Source organism: Streptomyces sp. NPDC033136, assembly GCF_055578235.1.
The window spans coordinates 91,674-116,993 of sequence record NZ_JBVIPD010000004.1; the positions used below are offsets into that span (position 1 = coordinate 91,674).

Consider the following 25,320-nt stretch of genomic DNA (forward strand, 5'->3'; position numbering starts at 1 on the left):
ACGCCCCGAGGCTCACAGGCCCCTCGCCCCGCCCTTGAGCCCGTCCCAGAGGGCGGGCAGCTCGGCCTCCGTGCGCAGGGCCTGCTGTTCCTCGCGCTCGTGGAGCAGGCCGTAGGTGAAGGCGCTCTCGCCCGCCGCGTGGGCCACGGCCGACAGCTCGCGCAGGGTCTGGCGGGCCATGACGCTGTCCTGGTGCTCGCCGAGCAGTTTCTGCAGGGCCTTCATGGACTTGACCATGGTCTTGGCGGGTTTGCCGAGGGCGGGTTTGGCGGCCTCCGCCGCGTAGCGGGTGCGCTTGGCCTTCTTGCGGGCCTCGTGCAGTGCGACGTCGCGGTCGGTGCCGGGTTCCAGCTCCAGCGCCCGTTCGACCAGGCTGGTCACCTTGCGGAAGTCCTTCTTGACGGCCTTGGCGACCGGCTTGGAGGGCTTCTTGCCGGCCGCCTTCAGCAGTGGCGGGTCGGCGATCAGCGCGTCCAGGGTGTCGAGCAGGGCGAGGTAGCGGCGGGAGTCGAGTACGCCGATGATCCGGCCGCGGGCGCCGCTGTGCTCGGCGCTCGACCAGGCGTGCAGCCGTTCCCGGACCGGGCCGCGGATCAGGCTGTCGGGCACCTCGTCGAGGGTCGCCGTGAGCCGGTCGGCCAGCACCTCGCGGTCCCGGTCCACGCCCAGCTCGGCGGCCAGCCACTTCAGCTCGTCGCCGACGGGGTCGGTGACCGCCCGGTCGAGGATCTCGCCGAACGACTTGAAGGTGCTGCGCAGCCGGCGGGTGGCGACGCGCATGCTGTGCACGGCGTCCTCGGCGTCCCGGCGGACGGCCGGGTCGAGCTCGACGATCGCGTCCCGCTGGGTGCGCGCGTACGCCAGCACATGGTCTGCGGCGGTCACCGGTTCCGCGGCGGGGGCGGATGGGCGGAGCCTCTTCGGCGCTGTCTCCGCCAGGGCCCGTGCCAGCTTGGACGCCGACTTCGACGGCCGTACGCCCGCCTTGCGCAGCCGCTTTTCCACCTTGTCGAGGAAGGCGGGGTCGCCTCCGTCGGCGAGCTCGACCTCCAGCTCGGTCCACCGCGCCTCGCCCCCGTCGCCCGTGAGCCGCTCGGCGTGCACGGTGTCCACGCCGACCTCGGCGAGCAGTCGCCCGTCGGCGTCGAGGAGGTGGCGTACGTCGCGGTCGGAGCGCAGCCGCACCACGGGGCGCAGTTCCCCGCCGCGGGTGCGGGAGCGGACCAGTCCGGCGAGGTCGTCGGGGAGGGTGTCGGAGAGCGGGGCCTGGATCTCGTCGCGGACGCCGGGACTGACAGGGAATTTCAGGTGCCAGCCGGCGTCCGAGCCGCCGGTGCGGCGGCGGAGGGTGACGGATGACGCGGTGAGGCGTTGGTCGGCCGTGTCGTAGTAGGTGGCGTCGAGGTGGGTGACTCCCTTGTCGGCCACGGTCGCGACCCCGGCCACACCGGTCAGGTCGGGCAGCTCGCCACCCCTGGCATCGTACTTTCGTTCGATCTCGCGCTTGGTGTCCGCCATGAAGCGAATCTAGTCGCCCCGAGGGCGGGACGACTACGGGGCGCCGCACGGCGCCCCGTACCCGCTCAGGCCGACATCGGCCGTTGCACCCTGATCGACTGCAGCAGACCCACCGCTATCCACACGGCGAACATCGATGAACCGCCGTAGGACACGAAGGGCAGTGGCAGGCCGGTGACCGGCATGATGCCGAGGGTCATGCCGATGTTCTCGAACGTCTGGAAGGCGAACCAGGCGATGACGCCCGCGGCCACGATCGTGCCGTACAGGTCCGTGGTCTCCCGGGCGATCCGGCAGGCCCGCCACAGCACGATGCCGAGCAGCAGGATGATCAGGCCGCCGCCGAGGAAGCCCAGTTCCTCCCCCGCCACGGTGAAGACGAAGTCCGTCTGCTGCTCGGGCACGAACTGGCCGGTGGTCTGCGAGCCGTGGAAGAGGCCGGAGCCCGTCAGTCCGCCGGAGCCGATGGCGATACGGGCCTGGTTGGTGTTGTAGCCGACGCCGGCCGGGTCGAGCTCGGGGTTGGCGAAGGCGGCGAAGCGGTTGATCTGGTACTCGTCGAGCACTCCGAGCTGCCAGACGGTGATCGCGCCGAGGGCGCCCGTGCCGATCAGGCCGAACACCCATCGGTTTGAGGCCCCGGAGGCGAGCAGCACTCCGAGCACGATGATGACCATGACCATGACCGACCCGAGGTCGGGCATGAGCATCACGATCACCATGGGCACGGCGGCCAGGCCGAGGGCCTGCACGACGGTGCGGTGGTCGGGGTACTGCTTGTCTCCCGCGTCGACCCGGGCCGCCAGCAGCATGGCCATGCCCAGGATGATCGTGACCTTCACGAACTCCGAGGGCTGCAGCGAGAAGCCGCCGGGGAGCTTGATCCAGGAGTGGGCGCCGTTGATCGTCGAGCCGAGCGGGGTGAGCACCAGAAGGATCAGCAGCACCGACAGGCCGTACAGGACCGGCACGGCCGTGCGCAGGCCGCGGTGGCCGAGCCAGATCGTGCCGACCATCAGCGCGAGGCCTATGCCGGTGTTCAGCAGGTGCCGGACGAGGAAGTAGTAGGGGTCGCCCTGGTTGAGCTCCGTGCGGTTGCGGGTCGCCGAGTAGACCAGGAGCGTGCCGAGCAGCGACAGGGCCGTCGCCGACAGCAGGATCGGCCAGTCGAGCCGTCGCGCCACCGAGTCCCGGGCCAGCAGCCGCGTCCAGCCGGAGCGCTCGGGTCCGTAGCCGGAGACCTGGAAGCTGTTCACACCGCCGGTCATGTCGGCAACCTCCGGCTTCCCCGCCGGCGCCTGCGCCTTCGGGTGTCGCGGTTCTCGGGCGTCGGCGGAGCCGCCGTCGCCGGCTGGAGCGGGTCGGCCGGGGCGTTCGGGTCCTTCCTGCTCGCCTCCTTGGCCGGGTCCTTGGAGACCTTCGGGGAGGAGATGGTGCCGTCCGTCCTGACCTTCGGCAGGGCCTTCTGCGGGGTGGGCAGCAGCGCCTTCTTCGGGTCGATGTCGCCCTCCGGGGAGACTCCGTACAGCGCGTTGTAGATGTTGCGGACGGCCGGTCCGGAGGCGCCGGAACCCGTACCACCCTGGGAGATCGTCATGACGATCGCGTAGTCCTTGGTGTACGTGGCGAACCAGGAGGTCGTCTGCTTGCCGTAGACCTCGGCCGTACCCGTCTTGGCGTGCATCGGGATCTTGTCCTGCGGCCAGCCGCCGAACCTCCAGGCGGCCGTACCGCGGGTGGCGACTCCCTCGAGGGCTTCGTCTATCTCGTTGCGGAGCTTCTTCGTCATCGGCAGCTTGCCGTGCGCCTGGGGCTTGATCGGGGTGACCGTCTTGCCGTCGGCGCTGATGACGGCCTTGCCGACCGAAGGGGTGTACATCGTGCCGCCGTTGGAGATGGCTCCGTAGATCGTGGCCATCTGGATCGGTGTGACGAGGGTGTCACCCTGTCCGATGGAGTAGTTGACGGAGTCACCGGCGCGCAGGCGATTGCCTTCGAGGCAGTTCTCGTAGGCGATCTTCTCGGCGTAGCTGCCGTTGCGCTTGCCGGTGCGGCACCAGGCGTCCTTGTTGGCCTTCCAGTAGTCCAGCTTCCACTGGCGGTCGGGGACGCGGCCGGTGACCTCGTTGGGCAGGTCGATGCCGGTCTCCTTGGCGAGGCCGAACTGGTGGGCGGTCTTGTAGAACCAGTCGTTGGTCCTCTTCTTCGGCTTGTTGCCGCCGTCCCTCTTCCATTCCTCGTGGGAGAGGCGGTAGAAGACCGTGTCGCAGGAGACCTCCAGGGCGCGGCCGAGGCTGATCGGGCCGTATCCCTTGGACTCGAAGTTCTTGAAGACCTGGCCGCCGATGGAGTACGAGCTGGAGCACTGGTAGGGGCCGTTGAAGGAGTAGCCCGCGTTGACCGCGGCGGCCGTCGGGATGACCTTGAAGATGGAGCCGGGGGCCGACTGGCCCTGGATCGCGCGGTTGAGCAGCGGGTAGTTGGAGCTCTTGCCGGTGAGGTGCGCGTAGTCCTTCGCGGAGATGCCCCCGACCCAGGCGTTCGGGTCGTAGGTCGGGTTGGACGCCATGGCGACGACGCGGCCGGTCTTGGCCTCCATCACCACCACGGCACCGGAGTCCGCCTTGTAGTTGGTGCCGGTGTTCCGGTCGTGCTGTTTGCGGGCTTCCTTCATGGCCTCGTTCAGCTCGTACTCGGCGATCCGCTGGACGCGCGAGTCGATGCTGGTGATGAGGTTGTCGCCGGGGTGGGCCGGATCGGCCTCGGCCTGGCCGATGACGCGGCCGAGGTTGTCGACCTCGTAGCGGGTGACACCGGCCTTGCCGCGCAGTTGCTTGTCGTACTGGCGCTCCAGGCCGGAGCGGCCGACCTGGTCGGAGCGCAGGTACGGCGAGTCGGTGTTCTGGGCCTTCTTGATCTCCTCGTCGGTGACCGGGGAGAGGTAGCCGAGGACCTGGGCGGTGTTGGCCTTGCCGGGGCTCGGGTAGCGGCGCACGGCCTGCGGCTCGGCGGTGATGCCGGGGAAGTCCTCGGCGCGCTCGCGGATCTGCAGGGCCTGCTTGGGGGTGGCCTCGTCGGTGATGGGGATGGGCTGGTACGGCGAGCCGTTCCAGCAGGGCTGGGGCGTCTCGGCGTCGCACAGCCGGACCTTCTCCATGACCTCCTTGGGGGTCATGCCGAGGACGGCGGCGAGCTTGGTGAGGACTTCCTCGCCGTCGTCCTTCATCTTCAGCAGATCGGTGCGGGAGGCGGAGACCACCAGACGTGTCTCGTTGTCCGCGAGGGCCACGCCGCGTGCGTCCAGGATCGAGCCGCGGACGGCCGGCTGGACGACCTGCTGGACGTGGTTGCCCGACGCCTCCTTGGCGTATGCCGCGCCCTCACGGATCTGCAGGTACCACAGGCGTCCGCCGAGGGTGAGCAGCAGGGAGAGGACGAGGACCTGGATGGCGACGAGCCGGATCTGGACCCGTGAGTTCCGCCCGGTCTCGGGAATGTTGGTCACTGCGGCTGCCTCCCCCTCTCGGTGCGCGTACAGGTGTGCGGGTACGAGTGATGAACGCCCGCCCACGAGCGGGCGTTCCTACTGGACCGGCCCGTTCGGGTGAAGTTCCCCGCGCTCACAGCCGCTTGACCCCCTTGATGCGCCCGGCGCGCGCCACCCGCGCCCGGGCCGCCTTCACGCGCAGCCCGTTCCGCTGGCTGCCGATCTTCAGGCCGGTGCCGCCGGAGAGCCAGCCGGAGGAGATGTCCGTGGTCGTGGCGGAGGAGCCGGTCTCGGCGAGCGGATCGTTCTCGGCGCGCCGGGCCAGGGCCATGATCGCCGGCACGACGAACGGGGCGAGCAGCAGGTCGTACAGGACGGCCGTGAACAGCAGGCTGCCCAGGCCCACATGGCGGGCGGCGGTGTCACCGACGAGGGCCCCGACACCGGCGTAGAGCAGGGTCGAGCCGGCCGCGGCGGCGACCACCACGGCCATGGGGCCGGTCGCGGACTTCAACTGGCCCGTCTCCGGCTTGACCAGGCCCGCGAGATAGCCGATGACGCACAGCACGAGCGCGTAGCGCCCGGCGGCGTGGTCGGCGGGCGGCGCCAGGTCGGCGAGCAGGCCCGCGCCGAACCCGACGAGGGCGCCGCCCACATGGCCGTACACCAGCGCGAGGCCGAGCACGGTGAGCAGCAGCAGGTCGGGCACGGCGCCCGGCAGGTGGAGGCGGGCGAGGACGCTCACCTGGATCACCAGGGCGACGACGACCAGGGCGGACGAGAGCAGGATCCGGTTGACGCGCATGGGGTGACAGCTCCTACTGCTCTTGCTGGTTCTGGCCGTCGACGGGCGCCCCGGCGGACGGCGTCACGGTCACCGTCACCGTCGGCCTGGGGGTCGGCTTGGGCTTGGGCGGGAGCACCGTGTCACGCGGGTCCTTCTTGGGGGCCTCGACGACGACACCGACGATGTCGAGCTTGCTGAAGGCGGCGTACGGCGTGACGTACAGCGTGCGGGTCAGGCCGCCGCCGGAGGGGTCGACGCGGGAGACCACGCCGACGGGCACGCCGGCCACGAACGGCCGGTCGGCCTGCGAGCCGAAGGTGACCAGGCGGTCGCCCTTCTTCACCTCCGCCTTGCCGTTGAGGAGTTCGACGCGCAGCGGGCGGTCGCCCTGCCCGGAGGCAAAACCGAGTTCGTCGCCGGACTCCATCCGGGTGCCGACCGTGAAGTCGGGGTCGCTGGCGAGCAGGACCGTGGCGGTGTCGGGACCGACGGTGGTGACCCGCCCGACGAGCCCGTCCCCGTTCAGGACGGTCATGTCGCGCTTGATGCCGTCGCCCGCGCCGACATCGACGGTGATGGTCCAGGAGAAGCCCTGCGCGGCTCCGATGGCGATGACCTGGGCGCCCTTGATGCCGTACTGGCCCCGGCCGGAGATCTTCAGCAGCTTGTCGAGCTGCTTGAGGCGGCTGCGGCTGCGGTCGTCGCTGCCGAGGCGTGCCTTCAGGGCCGCGTTCTCCTCTTCCAGCACGGCGAGCCGGTCGTGTCGTTCGCCCGAGTCCCGGATGGCGGAGACCGCGTTGCCGACCGGGTCGACCGCGGCCGCGACACCGCTCTCGATCGGGCCGAAGACCGTCGCCGCGGCCTGCCGGGCACCGTCGACGGGCGTCTTCTCCCCACCGCGGATGTCCACCGTGATCAACGCGAACGCGATGGCGATCAGCAGCACCAGGAGCAGCCGGCTCTCTCGTGTGTCCCTCACGTGCGGCGGCCGTGCCCTTCCTCGTAGGAATTCGGGAAGCCCCAGGGAATCCCGAGGGGCTGCTTTTATGGGAGCTTATGCCTCTATATCAACGATCCGCCGTACGAGAGGAGATCGTCCCGTACGGCGGAATCGCAGCGTTACGTCATCTGCGCGGCTGGGCGTCCAGCACCTGCTGGAGCGCCTCGAACTCCTCGACGCACTTTCCGGATCCGAGCGCCACGCTGTCCAGGGGGTCCTCGGCGATGTGGATCGGCATGCCGGTCTCCCGGCGCAGCCGCTCGTCCAGACCCCTCAGCAACGCTCCGCCGCCGGTCAGAACGATTCCTCGGTCCATGATGTCGCCGGACAGCTCCGGCGGACACTTGTCGAGGGTCGTCTTGACGGCGTCGACGATCGCGTTGACCGGCTCCTCGATCGCCTTGCGGACTTCGGCTGCGGAGATGACGACGGTCTTCGGCAGCCCGGACACCAGGTCCCGCCCGCGGATTTCGGTGTGCTCGTCGGAGTCGAGGTCGTACGCCGAACCGATCGTGATCTTGATCTGCTCGGCCGTGCGCTCACCCAGCAGGAGGGAGTACTCCTTCTTGATGTGCTGGATGATCGCATTGTCCAGTTCGTCGCCCGCGACGCGGATGGACTGGGCGGTGACGATGCCGCCGAGGGAGATGACCGCGACCTCCGTGGTGCCGCCGCCGATGTCGACCACCATGTTGCCCGTGGCCTCGTGGACCGGCAGGCCGGAGCCGATGGCCGCGGCCATGGGCTCCTCGATGATGTGCACCTGACGGGCGCCGGCCTGGGACGACGCCTCGATGACGGCGCGGCGCTCGACGCCCGTGATGCCCGACGGCACACAGACGACGACCCGCGGACGAGCCAGATACCGCCGCTTGTGGATCTTCAGGATGAAGTAGCGGAGCATCCGCTCGGTGATCTCGAAGTCGGCGATCACGCCGTCCTTCAGCGGACGCACGGCAACGATGTTGCCGGGCGTGCGCCCGATCATCTTCTTCGCTTCGGCGCCGACCGCGAGGATGCCACCGGTGTTGGTGTTGATCGCGACGACGGACGGCTCGTTGAGTACGATCCCGCGACCCCTGACGTACACCAGCGTGTTGGCGGTCCCGAGGTCGACAGCCATGTCACGGCCGATGAACGACATTGAGTTCCCCATCAGGATTCGTCTGGCCTTCCCACTGGCTTTTGAGGGCTTTTCAGGTAGGCAAAGGTGGGTGCTGTGACGTGAAGGCTTCCATCGTAGACGCGCCTTCGCGAACACTGCGGGAGGGTCTGCGCCATTGTCAGCAGATGCCGACCGCGTTCGCTTCTGGAGACGGGCGTTCGGGGACCATCGTTCCCTCGATCGCCACGCATATGCCGCAAAGTCCGGGGGCCTCGGCCCCCAGACCCGGCGTATGTGCTGGTGAGGTGCGGACGCTACGCCCGGCCGGGGAAGAAAATCTTCACCTCGCGCTCGGCGGACTCCTCCGAGTCCGACGCGTGGATCAGGTTCTCCCGGACGATCACGCCGTAGTCGCCGCGGATGGAGCCGGGGGCCGCGGCGATCGGGTCGGTCGGGCCGGCCAGCTGACGCACCCCTTCGATGACCCGCTCACCCTCGACGATCAGCGCCACGACCGGACCGGAGGCCATGAACTCCACCAGCGGCTCGTAGAAGGGCTTGCCCTTGTGCTCGCCGTAGTGCTGCTCCAGCGTGTCCTGGTCCAGGGTGCGCAGCTCCAGCGCGGTGATCGTCCAGCCCGCCTTGCGCTCGATGCGGCTGATGATCTCGCCGGTCAGGCCACGACGGACGGCGTCGGGCTTGAGGAGGACGAGGGTGCGCTGGGTCACGACGGGCTCCTTATGCGTCAAGGCTGTGCGGTTGTGCGGTGGGACGAGATTACCCGGCGTGTCGGGACGGCTGTTACGCAGCGTCAGGTGTGGAGGAGTCCGCCTGGGCGGCGAATCTCGCCTTGGCCTCGTCCACCCTCCGCCCGTAGTGCACCGACGCCCACCACAGGGCCGCGAAGACCACGCCCAGGAAGAACATCATCGGCACGGCGAAGCCCGACGCGATGAGCGCGATCTGCAGCGCCCAGCCGAGCGCGACCCCGCCCGGGCGCGTCACCAGCCCGCACAGCACCAGGCACAGGAACATCGCGACACCGCTGACCGTCCACACGGTCGTCATGGACAGGCCGGGGTCCTTCATGGCGACCAGCCCGGCGAATCCGATGATGAAGAACTCGCCGATCAGGGTCGAGGAACAGAGCATACGCACGGGATCTCAGCCCCTCCCCAGGAGCAGTCGGGCCTCGCCGACGGTGATGACGGAACCGGTGACGAGCACACCGCCGCCCGCGAACTCGCCCTCCTCCTCGGCCAGGGTGATGGCGGCCTCCAGCGCGTCGGGCAGCCGCGGCTCGACCTGGACGCGCTCCTCGCCGAACACCTCGACGGCGATACCGGCCAGCTCGTCGGCGTCCATCGCGCGGTGGCTGGAGTTCTGGGTGACGACGATCTCCGCGAACACCGGCTCGAAGGCCTCCAGCAGCCCCCGCACGTTCTTGTCGCCGCTCGCGCCGACCACGCCGATGAGGCGGCTGAACTGGAAGGCCTCCCCGATCGCCTCGGCCGCTGCCCGGGCACCCGCCGGGTTGTGGGCGGCGTCCAGCACGACCGTCGGCGACCGGCGCACGACCTCCAGCCGGCCCGGCGAGGCGACGGACGCGAACGCCTTGCGGACCGTGTCCAGGTCCAGCGTCTGGGCGCGCTGCGCGCCGACACCGAAGAACGCCTCGACGGCGGCGAGCGCGACGGCCGCGTTGTGCGCCTGGTGCGCGCCGTGCAGCGGCAGGTACACCTCGGTGTACTCGCCGCCCAGCCCGCGCAGCGTCAGCAGCTGACCGCCGACGGCCACCTGCCGCTCCACGACACCGAACTCCAGCCCCTCCCGGGCCACCGTCGCGTCCACCTCGACGGCCTTCTTCAGCAGCACCTGCGCCGCGTCGACCGGCTGCTGCGCCAGGATGACGGTCGCGCCCTGCTTGACGATGCCGGCCTTCTCCGTGGCGATCTCGGCGTGCGTGGAGCCGAGCCGGTCGGTGTGGTCGAGGTCTATGGGGGTGACGACGGCGACGTCACCGTCGATCACGTTCGTCGCGTCCCAGGAGCCGCCCATGCCGACCTCGACGACCGCGACGTCCGCGGGGGCGTCGGCGAACGCCGCGTACGCCATGCCGGTGAGCACCTCGAAGAAGGACAGCCGGTACTCCTGCTGACCGTCGACCATCTCCACGTACGGCTTGATGTCCTGGTACGTCTCAATGAACCGCTCGGGCGAGATGGGGGCGCCGTCGAGGCTGATGCGCTCGGTGATCGACTGCACGTGCGGCGAGGTGTACCGGCCGGTCCGCAGCTCGAAGGCGCCGAGCAGGGCCTCGATGATGCGGGCCGTGGAGGTCTTGCCGTTCGTGCCCGTGATGTGGATCGACGGGTACGAGCGCTGCGGCTCTCCCAGGACGTCCATCAGCGCGGCGATGCGGCTGACGGAGGGCTCCAGCTTGGTCTCGCCCCAGCGGGTGGCGAGCTCCGCCTCGACCTCGCGCAGGGCCTTGTCGACCTCGGGGTCGGCGGGCCGGGCGGGGATGTCGGCCTCCGGGGGGCCGCCCTGGGTGCGCAGGGTTCGGCTGCCGGCTTCGATGACGGCGAGGTCGGGGTCGCGGGTGGTCTCCTCCGCGATGATCTCGTCGAAGGGGTCGAGGGGGTCGGGCTGGTCGGCGTCGTGGTCTGGAGGGAGCTCGCTCACGGGGCCAGTCTACGGAGCGGAGGTGACAAAGACCGGGGGTGGTCTCCCGTCGTGTTCGTGCGGGTTGTCCGTGCCTGGTCGCGCCCCGCGGCGGAGCCGCACATCGATACGCCCCACGCCCCTGAACTGCGTGGAGGCCCCGGCGCCGCCCAGCACCGAGGCCTCCACGGCCGTACGAACCCTTAACCCTGCGGCAGCCTCTCCAGCTGGGTCTGGATGCGGGCGATGTCCTCCTCCGCCTTGGCGAGGCGGGTGCGGATCTTGTCCACGACGTGGTCGGGGGCCTTCGCCAGGAACGCCTCGTTGCCGAGCTTCCCCGTCGCCTGCGCCTTCTCCTTCTCCGCCGCCGCGAGGTCCTTCGCCAGGCGCTTGCGCTCCGCCGCGACGTCGATCGTGCCCGAGAGGTCGAGGGCGACCTCCGCACCGGAGACCGGGAGGGTCGCCGTGGCCGTGAAGGCCTCGCCCTCCGGCTGGAGCCGGAGCAGCTGGCGGATGGCCGCCTCGTGGGGCGCGAACGGCGTGCCGTCCAGGGTCAGCCGGGCCGGGACCCGCTGGCCGGGCTGGAGCCCCTGGTCGGCGCGGAAGCGGCGGACCTCGGTGATGACCGACTGCAGGCTCTCGATCTCACGCTCGGCGCCGGCGTCCCGGAAGCCGCTGTCGTTCGGCCAGTCGGCGATGACGACCGACTCGCCGCCGGTGAGCGTGGTCCACAGGGTCTCGGTGACGAAGGGGACCACGGGGTGCAGCAGCTTGAGCGTGACGTCGAGGACCTCGCCGAGGACGCGCTTGCTGACCTCGGCCGCCTCGCCGCCCGCCTGGAACGTCGTCTTGGACAGCTCGACGTACCAGTCGAAGACCTCGTCCCACGCGAAGTGGAAGAGCGAGTCGGACAGCTTCGCGAACTGGTAGTCGTCGTAGTACGCGTCCACTTCCGCGACGACCGAGTTCAGGCGGGAGAGGATCCAGCGGTCCGTCGAGGACATCGTCGACGGGGCCGGAAGCGGGCCGTCCACCGTCGCGCCGTTCATCAGCGCGAAGCGCGTCGCGTTCCAGATCTTGTTGGCGAAGTTGCGGGAGCCCTGGACCCAGTCCTCGCCGATCGGGACGTCGACACCGGGGTTCGCGCCACGGGCGAGGGTGAACCTCAGCGCATCGCTGCCGTACTTGTCCATCCAGTCCAGCGGGTTGACCGCGTTGCCGAAGGACTTCGACATCTTCTTGCCGAACTGGTCGCGGACCATGCCGTGCAGGGCGATGGTGTGGAACGGCGGGGTGCCGTCCATCGCGTACAGGCCGAACATCATCATCCGGGCGACCCAGAAGAAGAGGATGTCGTAGCCCGTGACCAGGACGGAGTTCGGGTAGAACTTGGCGAGCGACTCGGTCCGTTCGGGCCAGCCCAGCGTGGAGAACGGCCACAGGCCGGAGGAGAACCAGGTGTCGAGGACGTCGGTGTCCTGGCGCCAGCCCTCGCCGCCCGGCGGCTCCTCGTCGGGGCCGACGCAGACGACCTCACCGTTCGGGCCGTACCAGACCGGGATGCGGTGGCCCCACCACAACTGGCGTGAGATGCACCAGTCGTGGAGGTTGTCGACCCAGTCGAAGTAGCGCTTCTCCATCTCCTGCGGGTGGATCTTGACGCGCCCGTCACGGACGGCGTCACCGGCCGCCTTCGCGAGCGGGCCGACCTTGACCCACCACTGCATGGACAGACGCGGCTCGATCGTGGTCTTGCAGCGCGAGCAGTGGCCGACCGAGTGGACGTACGGCCGCTTCTCCGCGACGATCCGGCCCTCGGCGCGCAGCGCGGCGACGATGGCCGAGCGGGCCTCCAGCCGGTCCTGGCCCTGGAAGGGGCCGTGGGCGGTGATGACCGCGTGCTCGTCCATGATCGTCAGAGCCGGGAGGTCGTGACGCTGGCCGATCTCGAAGTCGTTCGGGTCGTGCGCCGGGGTCACCTTGACGGCACCGGTGCCGAACTCGGGGTCGACGTGCTCGTCGGCGACGACCGGGATGGAGCGGTCGGTCAGCGGCAGCTTGACCAGCTTGCCGACCAGGTGCTTGTACCGCTCGTCCTCGGGGTGGACGGCGACGGCCGTGTCACCGAGCATCGTCTCGGCGCGGGTGGTGGCGACGACGATGGTGTCGTCCCCGTCGCCGTACTTCATGGAGACGAGCTCGCCGTCGTCGTCCTGGTACTCGACCTCGATGTCCGAGATGGCCGTCAGGCACCGGGGACACCAGTTGATGATGCGCTCGGCGCGGTAGATCAGCTCGTCGTCGTAGAGCCGCTTGAAGATGGTCTGGACGGCCTGCGAGAGGCCCTCGTCCATGGTGAAGCGCTCGCGGGACCAGGCGACGCCGTCGCCGAGGCGGCGCATCTGGCCGCTGATCTGGCCGCCGGACTCGCCCTTCCACTGCCAGACCCGCCCGACGAAGGCCTCACGGCCCAGGTCGTGCCGGGACTTGCCCTCCTTCGCGAGCTCCCGCTCGACGACGTTCTGCGTGGCGATACCGGCGTGGTCCATGCCCGGCTGCCACAGCGTCTCGAAGCCCTGCATACGCTTACGGCGGGTCAGGGCGTCGATGAGCGTGTGCTCGAAGGCGTGCCCGAGGTGCAGGCTGCCCGTGACGTTCGGCGGCGGGATGACAACGGTGAACGGCGGCTTGTCGCTCTTCTCGTCCGCCTCGAAGTAACCCCGCTCCACCCAGCGCTCGTACAGCGGCCCCTCTACGTCGGCCGGCGCGTACTGGGTCGGCAGGTCGGTGCTGGGCGCTGGTGGCTGCTGCTGAGCGTTCTCGGTCACGGGGGTCAGTTTAGAGGTGTCACCACCCCGTCCCGAAACGCGTTTCCTTTGTAACGGTGGGGGGCCCGATGCCATGCACACCGCGGGTCTGCGCCAGGATGGCGACAACACACAGGCATCTGGAGGGGAACCCAGAACATGAGCTACAACCAGCCGGGCCCGTACGACGGGCAGCCCCAGCAGCCCGGACCGTACGGCCAGCCGGGCCCGTACGGCCAGCCGCCGCAGGCGCCCCAGCCCGGCTACGGCTACCCCCAGCAGGCCCCTCCGCCCCAGCCCGGTTACGGCTACCCGCAGCAGGCCCCGCAGGGCGTTCCGCCCCAGCAGGCCCCATACGGCCAGCAGGCCCCATACGGCCAGCAGGCCCCATACGGCCAGCAGGCCCCGTACGGCCAGCAGCCGCCCTACGGCCAAGCCCCGTACGGTGTCCCCCAGCCCCCGGCCCCGGGCGGCGGCAAGAAGAAGACGGGCATCATCCTCGGCGCGGTGGCCGTCGTGGCGGCGATCGGCGTGGGCGCGTACTTCGTGATCGGCGGGGGTGGCGGCGGCCTGGAGGACGACGGGCCGCACAAGCTCACGACGCCGGCGAAGGTGCTCGGCGACTACAAGCGCACCACGAAGGACGGGCAGAGCGTCGGCTCCGGCTCGACGTCGGAGCTGGAGAAGAGCGGCGTCAAGAACGCCAAGACCGCGGCGGGCCTCTACTCCACGGTGGACCTGAGCGACTACGACCCCGACGATCCGTCGTCCGCGGCGAAGGCGGCGACGGCCAAGACCCTTTCGGTGGCCGGTGCCTACGGTGAGATCTCCGACCCGAAGGCGGCTCTGGACCTCTTCTTCGCCAACTTCAGGAAGTCGGCCGAGAAGCAGACCGCCTCCGGCTCCGGCAAGCCGGAACTGGTCGGCGCACCCGAGGCGGCGGACCTCGACGGCGCTGTCATGAAGTGCCAGTCGGTCAAGGGGCAGGACCGGGCGACCAAGAAGGAGAAGACCAACTGGTTCTGCGCGTGGGCCGACTACAGCACCCTCGCCATCGTGTCGCCGGGTGACGCGGCACAGGGCGTCACCAAGGACGTGGCGATCGACCTCACCACCAAGGCCCGCAAGGAAGTCCGCGTCAAGGCCTGACGGCCCCCGGACGCACGAGGGAGGGGCTCCGGTCGTCGACCGGAGCCCCTCCCTCGTGCGTCTGTGTCACGCCCTACGTCTGTGTCAGGCCGTCTTCTGCTCGCCCGGGCCCCGCCCCCGCGCGTCCCGCGGGATCAGCGTCGGGTTCACGTTCGACTGGACGACGTCCGCCGTGATGACGACCCGGGCCACGTCCTTGCGGGACGGAACCTCGTACATCACACCTTGGAGGACCTCCTCCATGATGGCGCGCAGGCCTCGCGCGCCGGTCTGGCGGAGGATCGCCTGGTCGGCGATGGCCTCGAGGGCCTCGCGCTCGAAGTCCAGCTCCACGCCGTCGAGTTCGAAGAGGCGCTGGTACTGCTTGACGAGCGCGTTGCGCGGCTCGACGAGGATCTGCAGCAGGGCCTCGCGGTCGAGGTTGTGGACCGAGGTGATGACCGGGAGGCGGCCGATGAACTCGGGGATCATCCCGAACTTCACCAGGTCCTCCGGCATGACCTCCTGGAACTGGTCCTTGGCCTCCATCTCGCGCTTGGAGAGGATCTGCGCGCCGAAGCCGATGCCCTTGGCACCCGCCCGGGACTCGATGATCTTCTCCAGTCCGGCGAAGGCACCGCCCACGATGAACAGCACGTTCGTCGTGTCGATCTGGATGAACTCCTGGTGGGGATGCTTGCGGCCGCCCTGCGGCGGGACCGAGGCCGTGGTGCCCTCCAGGATCTTCAGCAGGGCCTGCTGGACGCCCTCGCCGCTCACGTCGCGTGTGATGGAGGGGTTTTCGCTCTTCCTCGCGACCTTGTCGATCTCGTCGATGTAGATGATCCCGGTCTCGGCCTTCTTGACGTCGTAGTCGGCGGCCTGGATCAGCTTGAGGAGGATGTTCTCGACGTCCTCGCCGACGTAGCCGGCCTCCGTCAGGGCCGTGGCGTCCGCGATCGCGAAGGGGACGTTGAGCATGCGCGCGAGGGTCTGTGCGAGGAGGGTCTTGCCGGAGCCCGTGGGGCCGAGGAGGAGGATGTTGGACTTCGCCAACTCGATGGCGTCGTCGCGGCCGTTCGCCCCGCCGTTCTCGCCGGCCTGGACTCGCTTGTAGTGGTTGTACACCGCCACGGAGAGAGCCTTCTTGGCCGCCTCCTGGCCGACCACGTACCCCTCGAGGAACTCGTAGATCTCGCGGGGCTTCGGGAGTTCCTCCCAGCGGACCTCACTGGTCTCCGCGAGTTCTTCCTCGATGATCTCGTTGCAGAGGTCGATGCACTCGTCGCAGATGTACACACCGGGCCCTGCGATGAGCTTCTTGACCTGCTTCTGGCTCTTGCCGCAGAACGAGCACTTGAGCAGATCGCCGCCGTCACCGATGCGTGCCACGGTGTGCTTCCCCTTCGCCTGGGAGACTCCTGGACGCCGACGTCCAGCGGACTCCTGGTGCTGCCTTATGTCCGACGGTACCTTGCCGGGCCCCTCGTTCGGGCCCCCCTTGGCACGGTTCGCTTTGACGTGAACCGTCCCAAACCATGCCAAGGGGCGGCAGACGATACAGCCTCTCGCCTCAGCGCAGGCTCGAGTTGTCCATCTTCCGGGTGGTGATGACCTGGTCGATCAGGCCGTAGTTGAGCGCGTCCTCGGCCGTGAGGATCTTGTCGCGCTCGATGTCCTCGCGGATCTTGTCGATCGCCTGGGTCGAGTGCTTGGCCAGCATCTCCTCCAGCTGCGTACGCATCCGGAGGATCTCGTTGGCGGCGATCTCCAGGTCGGACACCTGGCCGCGGCCCGTCTCGCTGTAGGGCTGGTGGATCAGCACGCGCGCGTTCGGCAGGGCCATGCGCTTGCCCGGCGTGCCGGCGGCCAGCAGGACGGCGGCGGCGGAGGCGGCCTGGCCCATGCAGACCGTCTGGATGTCCGGCTTCACGTACTGCATCGTGTCGTAGATCGCGGTGAGCGCCGTGAAGGAGCCACCGGGGCTGTTGATGTAGACCGAGATGTCACGGTCGGGGTCCATCGACTCCAGGCACAGCAACTGCGCCATGACGTCGTTGGCGGAGGCGTCGTCGATCTGGACGCCCAGGAAGATCACGCGCTCCTCGAAGAGCTTCGCGTACGGGTCGTACTCGCGGATGCCCTGGGAGGTGCGCTCGACGAAGCGCGGGATGATGTAGCGGGACTCGGCCTGCGGGCCGGTGTAGCGGCCCTGCGAGGCGTTCATGTCCTGCACGGCCTGCGTACGGTCGTAGATCCCGCTGCCGGGGAACTGGTTCACGGTGTCTCCTGAGAAGGGCTGAGGCGGTCGGCTGGGGCTGTCTGGGGTCGCTGGGGCCCGGGAGGGCTCCGTGGGCCTCACGGGGCGCGACAGGCCCCGTGGGGACCGCTCAGGCCCCGGTGCCGCCGCCGCCCGGCATGCCGGCGGCCGTGGGGATCACGTCGTCGATGAGGCCGTAGTCCTTGGCCTCGAAGGCGTCGAACCAGCGGTCGCGGTCCGAGTCGCGGGTGATCTGCTCGATCGTCTGGCCCGTGTGCTGGGCGGTGAGCTCGGCCATGCGCTTCTTGGTGTGCAGCAGCCGCTCGGCGTGGATCTTGATGTCCGAGGCGGAGCCGGCCAGGCCGGCGGAGGGCTGGTGGATCAGGATCTCGGCGTTCGGCAGCGCGAAGCGCTTGCCGGGGGTGCCCGCGCTGAGCAGGAACTGGCCCATCGAGGCCGCGAGACCCATGGCGATGGTCACCACGTCGTTCTTGATGAACTGCATGGTGTCGTAGATCGCCATGCCGGCCGTGATCGAACCGCCGGGGCTGTTGATGTACAGGTAGATGTCCTTGTCCGGGTCGGCGGCAAGGAGCAGCAGCTGTGCGGTGATCTTGTTCGCGATGTCGTCGTCGACCGGCTGGCCGAGGAAGATGATCCGCTCGTTGAGCAGCCGGTTGTAGACCTGGTCGCCGAGGCCACCACCGATGGAAGGCTCGCCGGCGGCTGAAGGCATCAGATTCGTCACGTATCCACCTGCTCGTCTTGCGACGGCGCCGGGCCGTCTCACGTTTCCCTGCGGGGCTGGAGCCGCTCGGGGACTCCACTGCCCTGGTATTCATGGACCCTAACGCGCGGGTCCCTTCGGGGAATCCCGGAGATGGGGGTGTTCGCCGGGGGCGTAGCGCGGTGGGCTCCGCCGGGGGGCCGTGCGGTCTCGTCCAGGGTGGTGCGGGAATCACCGGGCTGCGGGCGGGTGGGGGCTTGTCGCGCGGTTCCCCGCGCCCCCCGAGGGGCGCTGCCCCCGCGGGCGGCAAGAAGGCCCTGGGGCGTGCCCCAGGGCCTTCCTCACAACCTCACCGGTGCCGGGGCTCAGCCCTCGGTCTTCTCCTCGGCGGCCTTGGCCGGGGCCTCCTCGGCGGAGGCCTCGGGGGCGGTCTCGGTGGCGTCCTCGTCCTCTTCGTCGTCGAGGTCGATGATCTCGCCGTTGGTGTCCTTGACCGTGGCCTTCTCGACCACGACGGCCAGGGCCTTGCCGCGGGCGACCTCGCCGACCAGGAGCGGAACCTGGCCGCCCTCGACGACCGCCTGGGCGAACTGGTCGGGGGACATGCCGGAGGAAGCGGCGCGGCGCATGAGGTGCTCGGTGAGCTCCTCCTGGTTGACGTTGAGCTTCTCCTGCTTGACGAGCTCGTCGAGGACGAACTGGGTCTTGATGCCCTTGACCGCGGCCTCGCGGGTCTCGGTCTCGAACTCCTCCTCGCTCTTGCCCTGGATCTCCAGGTACTTCGCGAGGTCGAGACCCATCTGGCCCAGCTGGTGGTGCTCGAGGTTGTGCTTGCGCGTGTTGACCTCGTCCTCGAGCAGCTTCTCGGGGACCGGGACCTCGACCAGCTCGAGCAGCTTCTCCAGGACACGCTCCTGGGCCTGCGTGGCCTGGTCGTACTGCTTCATGTTCTCGAGGCGCTTGCGGCTGTCCGCGCGCAGCTCCTCGATGGTGTCGAACTCGGAGGCGAGCTGCGCGAACTCGTCGTCCAGCTCGGGCAGTTCACGCTTGGCGACCTGGGTCACCTTGACGGTGACCTCGGCCTCCTTGCCGGCTGCCGAGCCGCCCTTGAGCTCGGAGGTGAAGGTGGCCTCGCCACCGGCCTCCAGGCCCTTCACGGCGTCGTCGATGCCATCCAGCAGCTCGCCGGAGCCGATGGTGTAGGAGACGCCGTCGGCGACGCCGTCCTCCAGGACCTCGCCGTCGACCTTGGCCTGCAGATCGATCGTCACGACGTCGCCGTCCTCGGCGGCGCGCTCGACCGGGGCGGTGGAGGCGAAGCGCTCACGGAGCTCCTCGACCGCCTTGTCGACGTCCTCGTCGGTGACCTCGACCGCGTCGACCTCGACCTCGATGCCGGAGAAGTCCGGGATCTCGATCGAGGGGCGGATGTCGACCTCGGCGGTGAAGTTCAGCGTCTCGCCGTCCTTCAGCTCCGTGATGTCGACCTCGGGCTGGCCCAGCACGCTGAGCTCGGCCTCGTTGACCGCGTCGGTGTAGAACTTCGGAAGCGCGTCGTTGACGGCCTCCTCCAGCACCGCACCGCGGCCGAACCGCTGGTCGATGACCCGGGCCGGGACCTTGCCCTTGCGGAAGCCCTTCACCGTGACCTGCTGGTTGATCTTCTTGTACGCCGCGTCGAGGCTGTCCTTGAGCTCCTCGAAGGGCACCTCGACAGTGAGCCGAACCCGAGTCGGGTTCAGGGTCTCCACGGCGCTCTTCACGGTTCGGTCTCCTTGTGGCTGACTTCTTGGGTTCTGCCGGCGCCAGAGCGGCCCGGCGGATTTCGCCGCCCGGAGGACTTCAGACGATGAGACACACGGGCGTGCAGCTTGCATAGTAACGGCAGCGACTACACCGCCCAAAAGGCGATCACGCGAGTGACCGGGCGACGATCACACGAGGTGACCGGATGGCTGGTCGGGGTGGCGGGATTTGAACCCACGGCCTTCCGCTCCCAAAGCGGACGCGCTACCAAGCTGCGCCACACCCCGTCTGGTGCGAGACGTAGGGTACATGCCCGCAGGCGGTGCGACCGCCGCATTTCCGCTGGGCCCGCGCCGCGTCGGCCCGGGCCGGAACGCGGTGTGCGACGGACGGGCCCGACCCGCTACGATGCCTTCAGTGCCGCGGTCGCCCGACTTGCGGCGCGCGCTGTGCGGGCGTAGCTCAATGGTAGAGCCCTAGTCTTCCAAACTAGCTACGCGGGTTCGATTCCCGTCGCCCGCTCCATACGGCTCAAGGCCAGGTGGAGGATCAGTCCTCCGCCTGGCCTTGATCGTTTCCCGGGGCTGTGTTCAGTCAGGCCGTGTCCCTCGCGTGCCGCGCAGGACACGGCCTGACCGCAGTGCGATAGGAATCGCCCATCAGGTGGCCCCGTGCCGCCTCGCGGCGCTGCATATCTCCTGCGCGGCGTTCGGCTGCTCCAGCAGCATCGTCCCGGCCTCGCGCCCGTCATGGTGGATGCGCAGTCGCGGGCCCTCGGTGATCACACGCAACTCCGGCAACGGATGCCGCCACAGCAAGGCGGTGCGCTCCCACATCTCCATGCTGCGGGTGGTCATGCGGAGTTGATACTGCGGGCCCTCATGGGCTGCCGGCGGGGTGTGCTCGGTGTACGGGGGCCGGACGGTGTAGGTGCCGAGCACCGTCTCCCCCGGCTCCAGGACCTCGTTTCGGATACCGCGCTGACGGCCGATCCGCGCCCCGGTCCAGCCGGCAAGTCCCGCCGTCAGCAAAGCCCCGGCCACCACAGTCCACCAAGGCAGGTCGGCCCTGATCCCGAAGCCGACCACCGCTGTCACCGCGAGGAATGCCGTCACGGCAGCGCCGAGAAGCCTCGCGAGCCGGATGCGCCGGTCCCACCCTTGGTTCACGTCCCGAATCCCCTTCAGAGCCGACGGTGTATCGCGACACTATGTGAGGCGGTGGCGCGCACCCGGCTCAGGGCATGGACCGATGGGCGCCTTCCTGGAGTGCGAGGGTTCGGTTCCCGTCGCCCGCTCCGCAGGCCCTGGGCCCGGGTCTTCGGAACCGGGCCCAGGGGCGCTTCCGGGGGCGTTTCCGGGGCTCAGAGGTCGCGTACGTTCACCGGGTAGACGGAGCGGATGTCGTGGGGGACGTACAGGGCGTCGCCGACGAGGACGAGCGGGGCGCCGGCGGTGACGCGTCCGCGATGCCTGAGCCCGGCCTCGGTGCCGGTGTCCCGGGCGGATCACGGGGCGGTCCGTGCTGCTCCGTCGGCGTCTTGCCGGGCCGGTGGCGGCGGTCCTCTTCCCGCTCGGTGTCCGGCTCCGCGGGCAGGTGGAGCGGGGCTTCGCCCCGGTCGGTGGTGGACGCGTCCGGCCATGCCGTGACCGCGGGCTCGGTGGGGCGGGCGCCCGGGCAGGGTCGTGCCGGACGTGGTGCGGCGATGCCGGGGGTGGTGCCTTCACGGAACAGGGTGAACAGGTCGTCCGCGGCGGGGCGGGACTCCTGGTGCTTCTCCAGGCAGGAGCGGACGAAGGGGAGGAGTTCGTCCGGTACGCCGGTGAGGTCCGGCTCGCCCTCGACGACGCGCAGCGCCGTCTCGTACGGGCTGGGCTGTCGAACGGGCCCCGGCGGGTGACCGCGTAGGTGAGGACCGAACCGAGGGAGAAGATGTCGGCGGCCGGGCCCACGTCCTGGGGGAGGCGAACTGCTTCGGGGACATAGAGGGTGGCGTGCCCATGACACGGCCGGTCTGGGTGAGGACGTCGGCGGCGGCGAACTCGACGGCGCGGGAGATGCCGAAGTCGATGACGCGGGGGCCGTCGTCGGCGAGCATCACGTGAGGCGTCGGCCGGAGGCCGAGCAGGCCAGGTAGACCACGTCCATGCCGCCGGAGCCCAGGCGGTCCCCGATGCGGTAGCCGCCGACCTCCGCCGGTCAGAGTCGCGCAGCGCCATCCCCGTACGTTCCCCCCGTCACGCACCGTCCCGTCGTCGGGGAGGAGCGCATCCGCACGCTCCTCGGGCCGGCGGTACCGGCCCGGTCAGAAACTGATCGAGTTGATGGTCTGCGCTATCGAGTTGAGGAAACGCTGGATGTCGTCGGCCATACCGGTCGAGGCGAGGAAGAAGCCGAAGAGGACCGCCACGACCGCGGGGCCCGCCTTGATGGAGCCGCCTCTCAGCAACACCACGAGGATGATCGCCAACAGCAGCACCACAGACAGTGAAATGGCCACAACTGATCACACCCTAGGTCGGTCCGCTCTCCCGGCCCGGGGACGCGACCCCGCGCACCCCCGCCAGAACCATCGTGCCACCAACACGGCCGGGCTATGCGGCCAGTGACGCATCAGCCACTCCCCTCTCACCCGGACCGGCTTGCGCCGCCTGGGGGTTGGGGACCCGTCGGCGGGGACTCGTACGGCAATTCGATGCACCACCCTCACGAGGAATTCGGCCGCACCGTTTCCGTCTCCACACAACGCGTTCGCAGCTAATTCGAATTGTTGCCAAGGAATCACCAACAACCCTGCGGACAGGGTCCGGAGCGACTCCGAAGCACCCCGGAAGCACTCCGGAAGCGGACATTCCACTGGAGTCGCCTGCTGGTCTTATGCATCACTTAGTCCGGAAGTGTCATGACAAGCAGGACTCGAACCAGGCGCACGATCCGTCATCGGGAAATGTGCCGTTCATCACGCCGACTGTGATGTCAACTGCCCGTAATCCGGGGAACTCGCAGCGAATAGCCAGGATTCACGTCCGGCGTTTTACGAATAGCTGCAGGGAACGCTAGGGTGCCTCAGATGTTCCACGCTGCCTCGTCCCCCGCAAGCGCAGCGAGGTCCCGGATCGTCTCCCCGAGCTCCTGGTGGGAGGGTCTGTGACGAACTCGCTGCGACCGAACGGCGACCGCAGGGCGCCACTTCCCCCGGCACAGTCGCCGCCGGCCGACGGAGTGCCGAGCCCGCGCTCGCCGCAGAGCACGCAGAAGAAGCAGAACGGCGGCAAACAGCGCGACGCGTTCTTCGACAACGCCAAGTACCTCGCGATCGTGCTGGTCGCCGTGGGCCACGCCTGGGAGCCGCTCAAGAGCGACAGCCGGACACTCGAGGCCGCGTACCAGCTCGTCTACGCGTTCCACATGCCGGCGTTCATCATCATCTCCGGCTACTTCTCCCGCAGTTTCGACATGCGGCCCGACCGGCTGAAGCGCCTGATCACCGGTGTGGCCGTGCCGTACATCGTCTTCGAGACCGCCTATCCGCTCTTCAAGCGGTTCATCGACGACGACCCGGGGCAGGAGATCAGCCTCCTCGACCCCTGGTACCTGACCTGGTTCCTGTGCGCGCTGTTCGTCTGGCGGATGACGACCCCGCTCTGGAAGATGGTGCGCTGGCCGCTGCCGCTCGCGCTCGGTCTCGCCATGCTGGCGACCGTCTCCCCGGAGATCGGTGACGACCTCGACCTGCAGCGGGTTCTGCAGTTCCTGCCGTTCTTCGTGCTGGGCCTGGTGATGAAGCCCGAGCACTTCCACATGGTGCGCCGCCGTTCCGTGCGGATCGCCTCGGTGCCCGTGTTCGCTGCCGCGCTGGCCTTCAGCTGGTGGGCCGTGCCGCGCATGAACACCGCGTGGCTCTACCACCGGGACGCCGCGCAGGAACTGGGCGCGCCGTGGTGGACCGGCCCGGTCATGTTGCTCGCGATGTTCGGCTGCTCCCTGGTGCTGACCGCCTGCTTCTTCGCCTTGGTACCGCGTCGTCACATGTGGTTCACCGCGCTGGGCGCCGGCACGCTCTACGGCTACCTGCTGCACGGCTTCCTGAAGAAGGCCGGCGAATACCAGGGCTGGTTCGAGGCCTCCTGGCTGCACCAGCCGACCGGTCAGATCTTCGTGACCGTCCTCGCCGCGGCCGTCGTGACCGGGCTGTGCACCAAGCCGGTGCGGCGGGTGTTCCGGTTCGCGATGGAGCCGAAGATGGAGTGGGCCTTCAAGCGGGACGCGGCCGAGGCCGCCCGTGAACGCCAGGGCGCCGAGCGGCGCGAGCGCGAGAAGGTCGACGCCTGACCCCTGCCCCCGAACCGGCCATCACCCGACGAGACCGAGAAGTGCGCGCATCCGTGCGTACTTCTCGGTCAGTCTTGTGCGGGTGGCCTCGTCGAGGACCGCGAGGCGGACCGGGTCGGCGTTGTGCGCCAAGTCAGCCTCCTTCACCAGCAGGGCGCCGGGCGTGGCGAGGATGCGAGTGGCGTACGCCTCGGGCGGCTCCCCGGTCCGCTTGGTGACCGCCAGGACGATGTCCTTCGTACGACTGGTCAACGCCGCCTCGCGCAGCCACTCCACCGGGAGAGCGTCGTCCTCGACGGCGTCGTGCAGCCAGGCCGCCGCGATCTGCTCCTCGTCACCGCCCCGCGCCCTGACCCCCTCCGCGACGGCCTCCAGGTGCTCTGCGTACGGCCGCCCCGCCTTGTCGGTCTGGCCGGCGTGCGCGGCCCGGGCCGTGGCCTCGATCTGGGCCAGGGGCAGCGGGGTTCCGGGAGTCTCGGTCACCGCTCCAGTGTCTCCCGCGCGGGCCAGGAGGAAGAACCGCCTCAGCGGGCCGTGGCGGCCGTGGGGCCCTCCCGGCAGATCAGCAGCAGGGCACGGTCGTCGTTGACGTCCTTGGCCACGGCCTCGATGAGGTGCCAGGCTGCGCCGTGGAAGCCGCCCGCGACATAGCGGTCGGCCTCGCCGGTGAGGCGGTCGATGCCCTCGACGATGTCGCGGTCGGAGGTCTCCACCAGGCCGTCCGTGAACAGCATCAGCACGTCACCGGGGCGCAGCGAGCCCTTCACCGGGTCGAACTGGGCGCCGTCGTACACGCCGAGCAGCGGTCCCTCGGCCGCCTTCTCCTCCCAGCGTCCGCTGCCGGCGCTGAGCTGGAGGCCCGGCGGGTGGCCCGCGGAGTAGAGCTCGTAGTCGCCGGAGTCCAGGTCCAGGACCAGGTGGATGGAGGTGGCGAAGCCCTCGTCCCAGTCCTGGCGCAGCAGGTAGCCGTTCGCGGCCGGGAGGAAGGCGTGCGGCGGGAGGGAGCCGAGCAGGCCGCCGAACGCGCCGGACAGCAGCAGCGCGCGGGAGCCCGCGTCCATGCCCTTGCCGGAGACGTCGGTGAGGACGACCTCGAGCGTCCGGCCGCCGTTGGTGCGCGCCGCCACCACGAAGTCGCCCGAGAAGGACTGGCCGCCCGCCGGGCGCAGCGCCATCTCCCGGTGCCAGCCGTCCGGCAGACCGGGCAGCTTGCTCTGCACCCGGATGCGTTCACGCAGGTCGAACAGCATGGTGCCGCCGCGCCGCCAGGGCACGCCCACCCGGCTGCGGAACTGCGCCAGCAGCAGCCCGAAGAACCCGCAGGCCGCGACCACCAGCACGACACCCGGGGCGACCCGGGACGGACCTTCCGTGTACGGGCCGAGCCGCACCGACTCCACGATCAGGGCCGTGGCCGCCGCCGCGTACAGGCCGAGCAGGCTCGCCGGGCGCAGCAGCAGGCCGCCCACGACGACCGGCAGGACCAGCGCGGCCGGCGGGAACCACACCGAGTTCGCCAGCGTCGCCGCCGCGATCAGCGGGACGGTCAGGAGCAGACCGGCCAGGGCGATCCAGTCCGAGCCGTCGCCGCGGAAGTAGTCCACGGCGGACCGGCGCATGCCGACGCGGGCCCGGTGCCACTGCTTCTTCAACCGGGCCGTGAACGTATCGGCTTCCGCACGCCGCTCTCGTCCTGATGCCATTAGTCCGGGACCCTATCCATCGGACCAGCCCCTTGGCACGGGAGGTCCTACTTGTC

Annotated in this window: 21 protein-coding genes and 2 tRNA genes; 4 read left to right on the forward strand and 19 right to left on the reverse strand. The window is 69.5% G+C overall.

Annotation, left to right across the window (positions count from 1 at the left end; all coding sequences use genetic code 11):
* Positions 1-12: 12 nt before the first annotated feature.
* The 10 genes from ACZ5TL_RS08695 to ACZ5TL_RS08740 all read right to left on the reverse strand — a co-directional run bounded on the left by ACZ5TL_RS08695 (position 13) and on the right by ACZ5TL_RS08740 (position 13,389).
* Positions 13-1,518 carry a CYTH and CHAD domain-containing protein gene (locus ACZ5TL_RS08695; protein WP_468588663.1) on the reverse strand — a complete coding sequence of 502 codons (1,506 nt, stop codon included), beginning with the start codon at positions 1,516-1,518 and terminating at the stop codon, positions 13-15.
* A 65-nt stretch (positions 1,519-1,583) separates the two neighbouring features.
* A complete protein-coding gene (gene rodA, locus ACZ5TL_RS08700; protein WP_468588664.1) occupies positions 1,584-2,786 on the reverse strand; it encodes a rod shape-determining protein RodA in 1,203 nt (400 codons plus the stop codon).
* A complete protein-coding gene (mrdA, locus tag ACZ5TL_RS08705) occupies positions 2,783-5,023 on the reverse strand; it encodes a penicillin-binding protein 2 (protein WP_468588665.1) in 2,241 nt (746 codons plus the stop codon). Before mrdA ends, rodA begins: the two co-directional genes overlap by 4 nt.
* Before the next feature lie 115 nt (positions 5,024-5,138).
* On the reverse strand, positions 5,139-5,810 hold the full coding sequence (mreD, locus tag ACZ5TL_RS08710) for a rod shape-determining protein MreD (protein ID WP_468588666.1): 672 nt from the start codon (positions 5,808-5,810) through the stop codon (positions 5,139-5,141).
* 13 nt (positions 5,811-5,823) lie between these two features.
* Positions 5,824-6,771 carry a rod shape-determining protein MreC gene (gene mreC / locus ACZ5TL_RS08715; RefSeq protein WP_468588667.1) on the reverse strand — a complete coding sequence of 316 codons (948 nt, stop codon included), beginning with the start codon at positions 6,769-6,771 and terminating at the stop codon, positions 5,824-5,826.
* 145 nt (positions 6,772-6,916) lie between these two features.
* Positions 6,917-7,936 (reverse strand): rod shape-determining protein, encoded by a 1,020-nt coding sequence (locus ACZ5TL_RS08720; RefSeq protein ID WP_004001297.1) that lies wholly within the window; start codon positions 7,934-7,936, stop codon positions 6,917-6,919.
* Positions 7,937-8,211: 275 nt separating this feature from the next.
* The gene (ndk, locus tag ACZ5TL_RS08725) at positions 8,212-8,625 is read right to left on the reverse strand and encodes a nucleoside-diphosphate kinase (protein ID WP_468588668.1); all 414 of its coding nucleotides are present in this window, start codon (positions 8,623-8,625) and stop codon (positions 8,212-8,214) included.
* A gap of 73 nt (positions 8,626-8,698) precedes the next feature.
* Positions 8,699-9,055, reverse strand: coding sequence for a DUF4233 domain-containing protein (locus ACZ5TL_RS08730; RefSeq protein WP_468588669.1), 357 nt, complete (start codon positions 9,053-9,055; stop codon positions 8,699-8,701).
* Between the two features lie 6 nt (positions 9,056-9,061).
* Positions 9,062-10,582: a bifunctional tetrahydrofolate synthase/dihydrofolate synthase gene (gene folC / locus ACZ5TL_RS08735; protein WP_468588670.1), complete on the reverse strand. Its 1,521-nt coding sequence runs from the start codon at positions 10,580-10,582 to the stop codon at positions 9,062-9,064.
* Positions 10,583-10,764: 182 nt separating this feature from the next.
* Positions 10,765-13,389, reverse strand: a complete 2,625-nt coding sequence (locus ACZ5TL_RS08740; protein ID WP_468588671.1) for a valine--tRNA ligase — start codon at positions 13,387-13,389, stop codon at positions 10,765-10,767.
* Between the two features lie 138 nt (positions 13,390-13,527).
* Here ACZ5TL_RS08740 and ACZ5TL_RS08745 point away from each other — a divergent pair, with 138 nt between their 5' ends.
* The gene (locus ACZ5TL_RS08745; RefSeq protein ID WP_468588672.1) at positions 13,528-14,517 is read left to right on the forward strand and encodes a hypothetical protein; all 990 of its coding nucleotides are present in this window, start codon (positions 13,528-13,530) and stop codon (positions 14,515-14,517) included.
* Positions 14,518-14,601: 84 nt separating this feature from the next.
* On the opposite strand, the gene clpX is transcribed toward ACZ5TL_RS08745, so the two are convergent.
* From clpX to ACZ5TL_RS08770, 5 genes are all read right to left on the reverse strand, one after another.
* Complete coding sequence (gene clpX / locus ACZ5TL_RS08750) at positions 14,602-15,888, reverse strand: ATP-dependent Clp protease ATP-binding subunit ClpX (RefSeq protein ID WP_468588673.1); 1,287 nt, start codon at positions 15,886-15,888, stop codon at positions 14,602-14,604.
* Positions 15,889-16,069: 181 nt separating this feature from the next.
* Entirely contained in the window at positions 16,070-16,777 is a 708-nt protein-coding gene (locus ACZ5TL_RS08755; RefSeq protein WP_468588674.1) for an ATP-dependent Clp protease proteolytic subunit, read from the reverse strand.
* 109 nt (positions 16,778-16,886) lie between these two features.
* Positions 16,887-17,492 (reverse strand): ATP-dependent Clp protease proteolytic subunit, encoded by a 606-nt coding sequence (locus ACZ5TL_RS08760; RefSeq protein WP_468588995.1) that lies wholly within the window; start codon positions 17,490-17,492, stop codon positions 16,887-16,889.
* Between the two features lie 356 nt (positions 17,493-17,848).
* Positions 17,849-19,246 carry a trigger factor gene (gene tig / locus ACZ5TL_RS08765; RefSeq protein WP_468588675.1) on the reverse strand — a complete coding sequence of 466 codons (1,398 nt, stop codon included), beginning with the start codon at positions 19,244-19,246 and terminating at the stop codon, positions 17,849-17,851.
* A 193-nt stretch (positions 19,247-19,439) separates the two neighbouring features.
* Positions 19,440-19,516: transfer RNA gene (locus tag ACZ5TL_RS08770), tRNA-Pro, on the reverse strand.
* 164 nt (positions 19,517-19,680) lie between these two features.
* On the opposite strand from ACZ5TL_RS08770, the gene ACZ5TL_RS08775 reads away from it, so the two are divergent.
* A tRNA-Gly gene (locus ACZ5TL_RS08775) sits at positions 19,681-19,754 on the forward strand.
* A 134-nt stretch (positions 19,755-19,888) separates the two neighbouring features.
* Here ACZ5TL_RS08775 and ACZ5TL_RS08780 read toward each other — a convergent pair.
* Positions 19,889-20,398 carry a hypothetical protein gene (locus tag ACZ5TL_RS08780; protein WP_468588676.1) on the reverse strand — a complete coding sequence of 170 codons (510 nt, stop codon included), beginning with the start codon at positions 20,396-20,398 and terminating at the stop codon, positions 19,889-19,891.
* 352 nt (positions 20,399-20,750) lie between these two features.
* On the opposite strand from ACZ5TL_RS08780, the gene ACZ5TL_RS08785 reads away from it, so the two are divergent.
* The gene (locus tag ACZ5TL_RS08785) at positions 20,751-21,137 is read left to right on the forward strand and encodes a hypothetical protein (RefSeq protein ID WP_468588677.1); all 387 of its coding nucleotides are present in this window, start codon (positions 20,751-20,753) and stop codon (positions 21,135-21,137) included.
* Between the two features lie 397 nt (positions 21,138-21,534).
* On the opposite strand, the gene ACZ5TL_RS08790 is transcribed toward ACZ5TL_RS08785, so the two are convergent.
* Entirely contained in the window at positions 21,535-21,729 is a 195-nt protein-coding gene (locus tag ACZ5TL_RS08790; RefSeq protein ID WP_468588678.1) for a hypothetical protein, read from the reverse strand.
* 647 nt (positions 21,730-22,376) lie between these two features.
* On the opposite strand from ACZ5TL_RS08790, the gene ACZ5TL_RS08795 reads away from it, so the two are divergent.
* Positions 22,377-23,561, forward strand: a complete 1,185-nt coding sequence (locus ACZ5TL_RS08795; protein ID WP_468588679.1) for an acyltransferase family protein — start codon at positions 22,377-22,379, stop codon at positions 23,559-23,561.
* Between the two features lie 21 nt (positions 23,562-23,582).
* Here the strand turns inward: ACZ5TL_RS08795 and ACZ5TL_RS08800 are convergent, their stop codons facing one another.
* Positions 23,583-24,044: an HD domain-containing protein gene (locus ACZ5TL_RS08800; protein ID WP_468588680.1), complete on the reverse strand. Its 462-nt coding sequence runs from the start codon at positions 24,042-24,044 to the stop codon at positions 23,583-23,585.
* Between the two features lie 41 nt (positions 24,045-24,085).
* Positions 24,086-25,264: a SpoIIE family protein phosphatase gene (locus ACZ5TL_RS08805; protein WP_468588681.1), complete on the reverse strand. Its 1,179-nt coding sequence runs from the start codon at positions 25,262-25,264 to the stop codon at positions 24,086-24,088.
* Between the last annotated feature and the right edge of the window lie 56 nt (positions 25,265-25,320).